This window comes from Acidobacteriota bacterium (assembly GCA_039030395.1).
Taxonomy (GTDB): Bacteria; Acidobacteriota; Thermoanaerobaculia; order Multivoradales; family JBCCEF01; genus JBCCEF01.
The window spans coordinates 24449-36975 of record JBCCEF010000017.1 but is presented as its reverse complement, the minus strand read 5'-3'; the positions used below and the strand labels follow the sequence as shown (position 1 = coordinate 36975).

Below are 12527 nucleotides of genomic sequence, written 5' to 3'. Positions count from 1 at the left end.
GCTACTTGCACGGTTCGGCGGGCCGACCGAGGTCCCCAGGGCCCCCGGGGCCCCCGGTCGACTGGTTTCTTATCTTTGGATCGCAAACATAACGCTTGCGGTCCGCACCCGACCCTTCCGTCCATTCGAGAATGTAGACATAGTTGTAAGGGTGCGGGTTCGCATCCTCAATGGTCATCGTCCCGGGTCCGAAACTCAGGTAGGAAAACAGGTCATCCTGTTGCCACTCTTGGTTCCCATTTTCAGGCTGGTACCAAACACCAAGGTGGTGTGCATTGGCAAGGTGCCCCTCCGTGTATGAGTGCGTCCAGCGGAAGCCAATAAAAGTCCTAGTGTCACCTTTCTCCCAATCATTGAACTGAAATCTGATCGAGACGGGTTTCGTCTTGCCTGCGTCTATCGGGTCCTCAGATAGGAGAACAGGCTTCAAAGTGGCCCATCCACCGGAAGGGTCGGCCTGGACAGGCTGCTCCGGGGTGGTCGTGTCGGTGAATACTGTGACGGTGATCGGCTTTTCCATGCGACGTCTCCTATCGATGACAGACACGGGGCGGAATTGCCCTGCCTCCGGCAGGTCTTGCACGTAGCTGGGAAGCGGAGTAGTCATGGGGAGTCTTCCCTCGAAGGGAGACCGGTAGGGCTGACCGCCTCATGAACTCCCTTGGCCGGTCGCCCGGTCGATTCCGGCTCCTGCCAGAAAGAGCGGAAACCCGCAGCGGAGAGGGACATTGCGGCCGCCTCGGATTCTGCCGTCCGGCCGACGGCGGCAAGAGCTAGCGACCAAGGCGCGAGCAGTGCCGGAGAACGCGAGCCATCGACGGGCCCGTCCAGCAGTTCGATCGCTCGCTTCCACGTAGCCAGGGCTGCAGCGCTTTCCCCGGCGGCCCGCTGCAGCTCTCCCGCCACGACCAGCGCGTTCGCCAGATCTCCGAGCACGGCGAGGTCCGCCGGGGCCTCGCCGTGGAGTTCTTCGGTGATCTCGACGGCGCGGGCGACGGTCTCGAGCGGTGAGCGCGGCAAACCCAACCGCGAGGCCACACGGTAGGCAACGCCGAGGGTCTGTCGCGACAAACGGTCGGCTGGTGCGGCCGCAACCAGTTCTTCGAGAACAGCGGTCGCTTCGGACAGTTGCTCACGTACTCGGCCGCGGCCCTCCTCGGCGGCGAGGGGCTTCGACTGAGCCACCATTGCGGTCGCCAGAACACGTTGCCAGTCGCGGTTGGTGGGATCGGCAGATACCAGATCCTGAAGGGTGTCGATGGCAAGTTGACAGGTCTTGATGCTTTCCTCGCGAAATCCACGAATGACCGCGAGGTCGCCCTCGAGGACCACCGCTTGCGCCCACCAAAAACGCCGGATGGCATTGTCCGGCTCGGACTCCAGCAACACCGCACGCTGTTCCCTGCTTGCGCTGAAATATCCGTGCGAGCGCTCGAGCCATCCGAGCCGTCGGGCGGTCGTGCCGAGCCAGGAGTACGCATCGGCGAGATCCTCGATCAAGGTCGGGTCGTCGGGAGTCCGCTCGATCAAGCGCCGCAGGACTTCGACCTCTTCCTCGAAACCCTCCTCGGCCGCCGCCAGATCGCCGGCCTCGAGGGCCAGCACGGCCAGGTTGTGATGGGCATAGGCGGTTTCGAGCACCCAGTCATCGCGGTTGGCGTTGCGTGCCAGCAGCATCTCGCTGGTGTCCCGGTAGAACTCCAGCCACCGCCGGGCCTTTTCCCCGTCTAGGCGCCGCCAATGGACGTAACCGACCCAGTACTCGGCTTGACCGCGGTCGAACAGTGCATCCCCATCCTCCGGTCGGCGGGCGGCCAGCGCGGCGCTGTGACGATATGCCTCCTCGAAGGAGGTCAGCGCTTCGTCGTGAAGATTCTGAGAGAGACGCACCTCGCCGATCTGAGTGAGCGTCCTGGCACGGCTGAGAAGCTCGTCATCGGAGAGCTCTGACTCCGCAACCGAAGCGAAATATTCGAGTGCCGTGTCGCCGACATCGTCGAGCACATCGAGCCGACCCAATGGCGCGAGCTTGGTTCTCAGGTCGCCCAGCATGAAGGCGATCAGATCCTCCGCCTGCGTACGCCGCTGATCGGCAACGGCTCGCTCCCGGCGCAGGTCGAGGGTGTACTTGAGAGTTCCCAGGGCGAAGAGGGCGACCAGCGCCGCGCTCACCAACCATCGCAGGCGCCGTTTCGGTTTGGCCCGAATCCAGCGCAGCCGATCGACGACCATCGCCGCTGTCGGTCGAGTCCAAGCTCGCTGCGCGGTCAGTGCTTCGATGAGAGCCGCGAGATGGCGATCGACGCCCGATACCGGTCGCGTGGCGCCCCGGCGCGCGGCGTCGGCCAGGTCGGCGGGCGTCAGGTCCGAATCGTAGGGCGGCTCCCCGGTGAATAGCTCCTGCATCAGCAGGCCAAAGGAGTACATGTCGCTCGCCACGGAGGCGGGAGATCCCTCGATCTGCTCCGGACTCATCGCCGACAGGGTGCCCGCCAAGAGACCCGCAGCGGTACGAAACGGCACGGAGCGATCGAGGTCCTCCGTTTCGCGCAGCGGCGCCGCCGGGTCTCCCGCGGTTCCCAGGCCATCCTCGATCTCCTCCAATTCCAGCGAGCGTGCTAGACCGAAATCGAGGATCTTCGCCGTACCATCGGCGGCCAGCACGACATTCGACAGCTTGAGGTCACGGTGAACGATGCCTCTGGCGTGGGCGGCGGCCAGCGCATCGGCGACCTGCTCCGCAATGGAAAGGGCTTCGGCGTTCAACAGACCTGCCTCTCGAAGGCTCCGACCCTCGATCAGCTCGAGGACCAGAAAGTCTTCGTCCTCGCCTCGCAGGTAGTCGTGGATGCGACAGATGTTGGGATGGTCGAGGCTCGAAAGCATCCGCGCCTCACGCAAGAAGCGACGGCGGGCCGCGTCGCTCATTCTCTGGTCGTGGCGGATGGCCTTGAGCGCGACCTTGCGGCGCAGGACCGTGTCGACCGCGGCGTAGACCTCGCCCATGCCGCCGCGGCCGATCCGCTCACCGACTTCGAAATGAGCGATCCGATCGCCGTTCAAGGAAGGGCGCGCCCCCGCTTCGGGCGGCCCAAGCCCGGGCGACTCGCCCGTCAGCAAAGGGGGTTCGAGCCGGCCCGCACCGTTTCGCTCCGCCTCCAGAAGCCTCTGGACCTCACGGCCCAGCTCGGCGTCTTCGGCGGACAGAGCGGCGAGCAGCTCGTCGCGGTCTTGCGATGGCCGTTCGCAGGCCTCGGCGAAGGCCGCCATCACCTGGCCGAATCGCTCAGCGTCCACCGGAGCGGGTCTTCTCCGTCGCGTCCACCTTGTCAGCCGGCGCGAGTTCGGCCAACAGCCAGGCGCGCGCGGAGCGCCAGTCCCGCTTGACGGTTCGCGAAGACACACCGAGGAGGTCGGCCACCTCTTCCACCCCAAGGCCGGTGAAGTAGCGCATCTCGACCACCTGGAGCAACCGCTCGTCGAGAGCACCCAGCCGGGTGAGCGCCTCGTCCAGGGCCAGCACCTCGACATCGATGCCCGGGATCAAGACCTCCTCGTCGAGGAGCTGGTCCTTCTGCCCGGAGCCACGCTTGGCGGCACTCACTCTGCGCTGATGATCGACCAGGATGCGACGCATGGCACGGGCGGCGACGCGGAAGAAATGGGAGCGATCTACCCAGCTCACCGGCACCCCGTGGGTCAGACGCAGAAAGGCTTCGTGCACCAGGGCCGTGGGCTGCAGGGTGTGGTCCGCACGCTCACGCCGCATACAGGAGGCTGCCAGCCGGCGCAGCTCGTCATAGACAATCGCCAGAAGCTCGTCACGAGCCCTGGCGTCTCCGCCGGCCCAGCCTGCGAGAAGGCCGGTCAGCTCCTGAGAAGGCTCCGGCATCGTCCCCCCCTGCCGCGTACGCTCGACCGAACAGGCTGCCTCGGAGTCTGCGTACCAAATTGTTGATTTCGTCGGAGACCACTATAGCGCCGCCCTCGCGAGACCGGCAACCATCGCATGTTCCTCACGGCTGCACCCTTCGAAAGCCCTGCGCTCAGCGGCGTTCCAAGGGACTCCAAGAAAATCGTGTCCCCTCTTCAAGCTGGAGCCCGCTCTGCAAGATAGGAGGAGCCGAGCGTAGGCCGCACCCTTGAACCGTTGGCAATAACCTTGGAGAAGAGTATGTCTATCCTCAGCGATGCAGTAGAAGCCCTCGATCCAACGCCGGACAGAAAGACGGAGCTGACGTTGGCCCTCAACTTGCTAACCGAACTAGCAAAAAGCAACGTTAAGGCGTTCGAAGCGGAGGTCGATCTGAGTCACCGCACCGCAGGGACTCCCGAGAACAAGACCGCGCCCATCACCACCGTAGTCGCAAGACACTCAGAGTATCGAGCCTATGTCAAAGAAGACGTTGCAAAAATCGCAGAAGAAGTCGCAAGCGCCATCAAGAAGTTCGTATCCGGCGAACCGGACGCCATCATCGCCGGCATGGGCGATCTGGTCACAACGGCGATGGAGAGCCTCCTCGGCAGCGGCGAAGCCATCGAGGAGAGCTTCCAAAGCTACTACGTCACAGTTCAATCACGCGCTCTGGTTCGCTACGACATCTGTGCATGGAGGAGAACCGTCGAGGCGACTGGAATCACCTCGCAGATTGAAAGGGCTTCCGCCATCTTCGCGTGCAAGGCGAGCGTTGACGTGGGAGCTCTCGACCTGAACACCTTCTTGCTCGCATATCAAGATCAATTGAGCATGATGGGATTTCCGCGCGACGAGACCTTAAAGTACATTGACGAAGCCGAAAAGGTTTACCAGAAACTGAAGGGGGAGTCCTCGTCATCGGGCAGCCTCGAAAGGATCGCGGCAATCACTCCATCCGGGCTGAGGCCGAGTCGACCTGGTCAAATAGTGTTCACTTCGTCCTTGTGAGCGGCAGAGTCGCAGTAAGGATGTAGCCTCTGGCTACCAGCGCTGCTCGGTGCGCCGCCGCAGCCACACGGCGAAAGCGTTCATGCCGATCAGGAAGGCCAGGAGGCAGAGGATGGCCGCCGAGGTGCGTTCGACAAAGGCGCGCTCGGGGATGTCGGACCACAGGAAGATCTGGACCGGCAAGACAGTGGCCGGGTCGAGCGGACCGGAGGGCAGGTCGGCGATGAAGGCGACCATGCCGATCATCAAGAGCGGCGCCGTCTCGCCCAGGGCCTGGGCCATGCCGATGATGGTGCCGGTCAGGATGCCCGGCATGGCCAGCGGCAGCACGTGGTGCTGGATCACCTGGAGGGGGCTTGCGCCCAGGCCGTAGGCCGCCTCGCGGATCGACGGCGGCACCGATTTGATGGCCGTGCGGGAAGCGATGATGATGGTCGGCAGGGTCATCAGCGACAGCACCATGCCGCCCACCAGAGGCGCGGACCGCGGCAGGCCGAAGAAGTTAAGGAACACCGCCAGGCCAAGCAACCCGAAGACGATCGACGGCACCGCCGCCAAGTTGTTGATGTTGACTTCGATCAAATCTGTCAAACGGTTCTTGGGTGCGAACTCTTCCAGGTACACCGCCGCCGCCACGCCGATCGGGAAGGACAGCGCCAGGGTCACCAGCATGGTGATGCCGGAGCCGATGGCGGCACCCAGGATGCCCGCCATTTCCGGATCCCGCGAGTCACCGCCAGTGAAGAAGCGGGTGTTGAACTTCCTGGCGATGCGACCTTCCGCAGCCAGTTGGTCGACCCAGGCGATCTCCTGATCGGAGATGGTGCGATCATCTTCCGGCAGGTCGCGGGAGATGTGCCCTTTGATCAGCATGTCGACATCGTCCGAGGCGAGCAGCCATCGGCTGCTCCGCTCGCCGACCAGCGAAGGGTTCTCCATCACCTCGTCTCGCAGCTCGAACTCCGCGCCGCCGCTGATCAAGCCGTAGAGGGCGCGCCGTTCGCTACGGCCAGCGGGCTCGAACTGCGCTTTGAGGGGCTCGCGCCACAGGGCCGGAAAGTTCGCCGCACCGATCACCTCCGGATCGCCGCTACCGGCCGGGTCGAGGAGCTCCGGATCGAAGTACAGGTCTTCGAACAGGATTTCCGTCTGCAGGAAGGCGCTGTAGCCCTTGCGCAGGATGTCGCCGAAGAGCAGCAGCAGGAACAGCAGCGCGGCGCCGACCGCCAGGCCGCAGATCAGCCGGAATCGACGCTCCGCCGCGTAGCGCTTCTTCATCCGCGCCCGTAGGTTGTCGGTGGTCAGCAGCGGATGCCGTGTAGTAGTGACCGACGCGCCGCTAGCCTTCATTTTTCACCGCCTCACAGTAGATTGCGGATAACGAATGTACATTCAGGACCCTACGACCGAGCCCGAAGGGTGAGGCGGCGGCATCGCCGCCGAGGACGGGGTGAGCCCGAAAAGAGTCATCTTTTCGGGTGAGGGGGCGCCCAGCCCCCTCAAAGAAAACAACTAGCAGGGCAGCTGAAATCACAGGGCGAAGCCCTTTTTCTGCAACCTGCTAGTCATATTGCTCCCGATATCGTCTGACCACCCACAGGGCGATGACGTTGAACACCAGGGTCACGAGAAACAGCATCAATCCCAGGGCGAAGGCCGACAGGGTCTTGGCGCTGTCGAATTCCTGGTCGCCGACCAGCAGCGTCACGATCTGCACGGTGACGGTAGTGACCGCTTCCAGGGGATTGGCGGTGAGGTTCGCTGCCAGGCCGGCGGCCATTACCACGATCATCGTTTCGCCGACCGCCCGGGATACCGCCAGCAGCAGCCCACCGACGATGCCCGGTAGTGCCGCCGGGAAGACCACCCGACGAATGGTCTCGGACTGGGTGGCGCCGAGGCCATAGGACGCTTCGCGCAGGCCGCGGGGCACGGCGGTGATGACGTCGTCGGACAGGGACGAGACAAAGGGGATGATCATCACCCCCATCACCACACCGGCAGCGAGGGCGCTCTCGGAAGCGACGTCGAGACCGAGGCTTTCGCCGAAACCGCGGATCGCCGGCGCCACCGTCAAGGCGGCGAAGAAGCCGTAGACGACCGTCGGCACGCCGGCCAGAATCTCGAGCATCGGCTTCAGGAACTTGCGGGCGCGCTCACCGGCGTACTCGGCCATGTAAATAGCCGACAGCAAACCGGTGGGAGCCGCCACGAACATGGCGATGGCGCTGATCAGCAGGGTGCCGGTCAACAGCGGGATGGCGCCGAAGGCGCCGGTGGCGCCCACCTGGTCGGCCCGCAGGGCGATCTGCGGACTCCATTCGAGGCCGAAGAGGAAATCGGTGATCGGCACCCGCTGGAAGAAGCGGATGGACTCAAACAGCAGCGACAGGACGATGCCCAGGGTGGTGAGGATGGCGATCGTCGAACCGGCGAGGAGAAAGCCGCGCACCGCCTTTTCTACCCGGTGGATGGCCGCCAGGCGCGGCGAGATGCGCCGCCAAGCCCAGCCGAAGCCGACCAGCGCGAGCAGCGTGACGCAGGCGACCATCGACCAGAACGCCGTCCTGCGCAGGCGCAGATACTGATCCGCGGCGGACTGCATTTCGGGGCTCACCTCGCGGCTGACGATGTTGCCCGAGGCGAGATTCTTGACGTCGTTGATCAGCAGGCCGACGGCGGCCTCATCGGTTTCGAGGCCATGCTCCGCCAGGGAATCAATGGTCAAACGCTCCACCACCGCCGGTTCGATGGCGACCCAACCCAAGAGCAAAAGCAGCGTCGGCACCGCCACCCACAAGGCCGCATAGAGCCCGTAGTAGGCCGGCAGGGAGTGGAGCTGTTGGGAGGAGGAGAGGGCCTTTCTACGGCCCAGCCGATGAGCGACGACGGAGGCCGCCAAGACGATACCGACCAGCAGGAGAATTTTCATTCGGGAGGAAGGTTCCGGATCGGTCGTTTCGTCGCGGCGGCCTGGGTCGCCGAAGTCAGAGCACCACCAGGCGCCTGTTCGAGGCACGGCGGGTGATCTCGGACACCGAATCTACCTCACTTGCCGACGTTGTTCTTCAATACAGAGCCGGCCTGCTTGACCGTCGAGTACTCCTGCGACGGCAGCGGGATCAGACCGAGCTCGGAGAGGTAGCCCTCTTCGCCCATCGCACCGACGCCGGTGAACTCCTGCACGAACTCCCGGATGCCGGGGATCACGCCGACGTGGGCATTCTTGACGTAGAAGAAGAGCGGCCGCGAGACCGGGTAGGACTGGTCGGCGATGTTGTCGAAGGTCGGTTTCACGCCGTCCACCAAGCTGCCCTGGACCTTGTCGCGGTTCTGGTCGAGGAAGCTGAAGCCGAAGACACCGAGGGCGTTGGGGTTGGCTTCGAGCTTCTGCACGATCAGGTTGTCGTTCTCGCCGGCCTCGACGTAGGCACCATCCTCCCGCACCGCGTGGCAAATGGCCTTGTAGCGGTTCTTGTCCTGCTTCTTGAGATCCTGGATCCAGCCGAACTCTTTGCAGCCGCCTTCCATGGCGAGTTCCGCGAAGGCGTCGCGGGTACCGGAGGTCGGCGGCGGACCGAGCACCTCGATCTTGACGTTCGGCAGGGAGGCGTCGACGTCCTTCCAAGTCTTGTGTGGGTTGGGCATGAGCTTGCCCTCGCCGGCCGGCACGTCCTTCGCCAGGGCCAGGAAGATCTGCTTGCGGCTGAATTCGAGCTGCGGCGCCTTCTTGGAGTTGGCGAGCACAATGCCGTCGTATCCGACCTTGATCTCAGTGATGTCCTTCACACCGTTGCCGGTGCACATTTCGATCTCGGAGTCCTTGATGGCACGGGAGGAGTTGGTGATGTCCGGATGCTCGACCCCGACACCGGCGCAGAACAGCTTGAGGCCGCCTCCGGAGCCGGTCGACTCGACCACCGGGGTCTTGAACGGCGTCTTGCGACCGAACTGCTCGGCGACCTTGGTGGAGAAGGGGTAGACCGTGGACGAGCCGACAATCTTGACCTGGTCGCGTTGCGCCAGGGCAGCAGGCGCCGCCGCAACGATAGAGAGCAGGCAAAGGGCGAACAGCTTCTTCATGGTAGACAACCTCCGAAATTCTGGGTTCCCAGAGTTGAATCGTCACGGGAGGCCGGTGGCGGCGAACCCCGCCGGCAGACAAAAACCTACCGGGGCCCCTCAACGGACCGGCGGCGGAGTTGTTACCGCGATGTGACAGATTTTTTGAGCCTACGGCTGGGTAAAGAGGTGCCGAACGAAGCCCAGGAAGTGGTTCACCGGATTGGACCGTGAGAGGAAGGACAGCACCGGCGGCCGCCGCTGACCCATGTTGCGCCGCAGGTCCAGTAGGCGCTGGTTCTCGGAATCCACCGCCAGTCCCTTCTCCACCGCCCGGAAGGCCGCCCGGCGATTGTGGACGAGCAACTCCGTACGGGCCAGGTTGAAGTAGTTTTCGGCGCGGTAGAACTCCACCTTGATGGCGTGCCGGCAGAGGCGCCGACCCTCGTGAATGCGGTTCTCTTTGAACGCCATGCCGTAGCCGAGGTACGAGTAAAAAACCCCCGGCAGGCCCTCGTGGGTATCCGCCAGGGCGGCCAGAATCTCCAGCCCCCGATCCCACTCCTCCATCCGACAGAGGTGCAGCCCGGTTTCTAGTTCCGATTGGGCGACGGAATCGTCAAGCCGCTGGGTTCCTTCGGTGGAGGTGCTCACGGAGGCGTTATTTTAGTCGAAGAATTGCCCATGGGGCAATGCATCAATACATCTAAAAGGGCAGCCGGCGACCACGGTACGGCGCGCCGAAAGGGTCCGCCAATGCTACGATGGACGGCCCGCCGCCGCTGCCAGCGCACGACTTCCGGGACGTCGACCGGGGCGCAGAGGAAAGGATCCATGGACCGCCAGGACCGACAGCACCACATCCAGCAGTTGCTCTCTCTTTCGGCCGTGCTGCGCCGGAGCGGATTGCCGGAAGAAGCGGCGGATCTGCTGCGGGTCGTGCTCCGCTTGGAGCCGAGGCACGTCGGCGCCAAGGTGTCGTTGGCGGACGTTCGCCGAGAACAGCGCCATGCGGCAGGCGGACAGCGGCCGCGCAGCCTGCGCGATCAACTGCGGGAACAGCTCCGACGTAACGCCATCGATGCTGCCCAATTTCGTGGCCTGGCGGACGTCTACCTGACCAATGGACAGGTCGATCGCGCTCTCGAATGCCTCGACGTGGCGCGCGCCCGGGACCTCGCCAGCCCAGGCCTTCACCGGCTCGCCGGGCGGCTGCACTTCCAACAAGAGGATTTTGCCGCCGCCGCCGAGGAGTGGGGCCAAGCTCTGCGCCTCGACCCTTTCGATGCGGCGACGGCGGAACTGCTGGGGCGAGCCGAGTACGGGGCCGGCCGCTTGCAGCAGGCCCTCGAAGCGAGCATCCACGCCTTTCTCCTGACCCCGCGGTCGGAATCCTCGGACAGCGATCGGCTGCGCCGCCGGATCCAGACCCTCCGGCGGCTGCTGCGCATCGACACCCGCGCCCTCACCGCCGCCTTCCACACCCGCCAGGCGCAAATCCAGATCGCCTTCGACCGGCTGCAGTGGCGTCGCGAGCGTTTTCTCGAAGAGAGCGGCCTGGAGCCGGAGGACCTGACCAGCGGTCTGGAGCCCACGCCGCCGGCGCCCGGCAACCGCCTCGCCCTGGCGACGCGCCTGCGCTCCCTGGCGGTGTTCGAGCACTTCACCGACGAGCAGATCTTCGCCCTCGCCGAAGCGGTGCGCGAAGAGCGCCTCGCCGCCGGCACGGTGCTGTTTCGCCACCAGGACTACGGCCGCGATGTGTTCGTGATCGAGCGCGGCGAAGTCGAGGTGCGGCGGGAGACCGGCTACGGCAGTTTTCGCCTCGGCACCCTGGGCGCCGGCGCCGTCTTCGGCGAGGGCAGCTACGTCAGCGGCCTGGAGCGTTCCGGTGAGGCTCTGCTCACCCAACCGGCGACCCTATTGCGTGTCGACGCCGAAGCCCTGGACTCGCTGATCGAGCGCCAGCCGGACCTCGGGGTCCAGCTTTACTGGTGTTTCTGGCATGGCCTGTCGAGCAAACTGCGTGGGACCAATGCCCAGCTCCAGAATTTCTTTGACCCGGGCGCCCTGCCGGAAAACTTTCTGCGTCTACGGCAGGACGAGGCACCGGGCAATTCCGGCCGCCGGCAGACGACGGATCGCCCGGAAGACCAGCCCACCACGGGAGGCCGCCCCACGGGAGGCCGCCCCACGGGAGGCCGCCCCATCGCCGTGGAATCGAGCGACAAGATCCGGCTGTTCCGCGAGCAGGGCTTGTCGCGCCGCGAGCTTTTGACCTTGGCTACCTTTTCGCGGGAAAAGCGTTTCCCGGCGACTCGTCCGATCTTCCAAGAAGGCGATGCCGGGAACGAGATGTTTATCGTCCTCGAAGGGCGGGTGTTGATCTCGAAGTTCATCCACGGCGGCGGCGAGGAGGCCTTGGCGATCCTCGGCCGCGGCGAATTTTTCGGCGAGATGTCCTTGATCGACGGCGTACCGCGCTCCGCCGACGCCCGTGCCCACGAGGGTCCGGCGGTGGTGTTGGCCCTCGATCAGGCGGCAGTGCAGGAGATCCTCTCCTACGACACCCCGGCGGCGCTCGAGTTCCTACAGCTCCTCTGCCGCTTGATCGCCCACCGCCTCGGCGAGATCGACGAGAAGGTAGTGGGCTGGCGAATCCTCTCCGGCGACCGCACCTCCGTTTCCGCCTAGCAGGGCAGCTGAAAAAGGCCTTCGGCCTATTCTTTCAGCTGGCCTGCTAGCTTTCCCGCGAGGGGGCTGGGCGCCCGCACGCGGTCCGCCCCTCGCCTAAAAACACCTGTATTTTCAGGCGCACCCCGTCCACGGCAGCTCCGCTGCCGCCTCGCCCTTTGGGCTCGGAGCAGGCTGCTGAAGAGACGAAATAGTTTTTCAGCACCCTGCTAGCCGCCGTTCACCCGTCACAGAGTCGTCACACCATCTTGGCCCACCGTGTCTTGACTCCCGGAAAGGCCCTTCCTATCGTCGAGATTCGTCCTTTCACCGTCCTCGACCGCGACAAGACCAAGGAAGCGTAGCCATGACCGAAGGAGCAGGAATCCTCGTCCTCTGTACCGGCAACTCCTGCCGCAGCCAGATGGCCGAAGCGCTCTTCCGCCGGGAACTCGACGGCCGCTTGCCGGTCTACAGCGCCGGCACCGAGCCGACCGCGGAGATTCATCCTGTAGCCCGGCAGGTCATGGAGGAAGAGGGCCTCGACCTCGCCGGCCAGCGCCCCAAGCATCTGACCGAGTACTTGGGCCGAGTGCCGATCCACACCATCGTCATCGTGTGCGATGGCGCCGCCAAGAGCTGTCCGACGGTGTGGCCCGGCGCCTACGAACGGCTGATGTGGCCGGTGGAGGATCCGGCGGCCTTCGAAGGCGACGCGCACGCCACCCTCGCCAAGTTCCGGCAGGTCCGCAACGAGCTGGCCGGCAAGATCGGCGAATGGAACCGAACCGCCGCGCCGGCAGGCACCTAGCCAGGCCAGCCCCTTGACGGACGCCGCTCGACCCCACCTCCTCCGGCGCGGTGGTAG

The 12527-nt window shown here is 64.7% G+C and carries 10 protein-coding genes; 3 read left to right on the top strand and 7 right to left on the bottom strand.

All coding sequences use genetic code 11. The features are described 5' to 3' along the window. Position 1 precedes the first annotated feature (1 nt). From AAF481_15105 to AAF481_15095, 3 genes are all read right to left on the bottom strand, one after another. The gene (locus tag AAF481_15105) at positions 2–520 is read right to left on the bottom strand and encodes a hypothetical protein (protein ID MEM7482502.1); all 519 of its coding nucleotides are present in this window, start codon (positions 518–520) and stop codon (positions 2–4) included. A gap of 83 nt (positions 521–603) precedes the next feature. Beyond that, complete coding sequence (locus tag AAF481_15100) at positions 604–3297, bottom strand: serine/threonine-protein kinase (protein ID MEM7482501.1); 2694 nt, start codon at positions 3295–3297, stop codon at positions 604–606. After that, on the bottom strand, positions 3287–3892 hold the full coding sequence (locus AAF481_15095) for a sigma-70 family RNA polymerase sigma factor (GenBank protein MEM7482500.1): 606 nt from the start codon (positions 3890–3892) through the stop codon (positions 3287–3289). Before AAF481_15095 ends, AAF481_15100 begins: the two co-directional genes overlap by 11 nt. Positions 3893–4174: 282 nt before the next feature. On the opposite strand from AAF481_15095, the gene AAF481_15090 reads away from it, so the two are divergent. Beyond that, on the top strand, positions 4175–4924 hold the full coding sequence (locus AAF481_15090) for a hypothetical protein (GenBank protein ID MEM7482499.1): 750 nt from the start codon (positions 4175–4177) through the stop codon (positions 4922–4924). 33 nt (positions 4925–4957) lie between these two features. Here AAF481_15090 and pstA read toward each other — a convergent pair whose 3' ends face one another. The 4 genes from pstA to AAF481_15070 all read right to left on the bottom strand — a co-directional run bounded on the left by pstA (position 4958) and on the right by AAF481_15070 (position 9640). Continuing rightward, entirely contained in the window at positions 4958–6274 is a 1317-nt protein-coding gene (gene pstA, locus AAF481_15085; protein ID MEM7482498.1) for a phosphate ABC transporter permease PstA, read from the bottom strand. Between the two features lie 211 nt (positions 6275–6485). Further along, positions 6486–7856 (bottom strand): phosphate ABC transporter permease subunit PstC, encoded by a 1371-nt coding sequence (gene pstC / locus AAF481_15080; protein MEM7482497.1) that lies wholly within the window; start codon positions 7854–7856, stop codon positions 6486–6488. Positions 7857–7972: 116 nt separating this feature from the next. Then, entirely contained in the window at positions 7973–9007 is a 1035-nt protein-coding gene (locus AAF481_15075) for a PstS family phosphate ABC transporter substrate-binding protein (GenBank protein MEM7482496.1), read from the bottom strand. A 150-nt stretch (positions 9008–9157) separates the two neighbouring features. Further along, on the bottom strand, positions 9158–9640 hold the full coding sequence (locus AAF481_15070) for a hypothetical protein (GenBank protein MEM7482495.1): 483 nt from the start codon (positions 9638–9640) through the stop codon (positions 9158–9160). Between the two features lie 180 nt (positions 9641–9820). On the opposite strand from AAF481_15070, the gene AAF481_15065 reads away from it, so the two are divergent. Together AAF481_15065 and AAF481_15060 are read left to right on the top strand one after the other, a co-directional pair. Next, entirely contained in the window at positions 9821–11680 is a 1860-nt protein-coding gene (locus AAF481_15065) for a cyclic nucleotide-binding domain-containing protein (protein MEM7482494.1), read from the top strand. 346 nt (positions 11681–12026) lie between these two features. Continuing rightward, entirely contained in the window at positions 12027–12470 is a 444-nt protein-coding gene (locus AAF481_15060) for an arsenate reductase ArsC (GenBank protein MEM7482493.1), read from the top strand. The last annotated feature ends 57 nt before the right edge of the window (positions 12471–12527 follow it).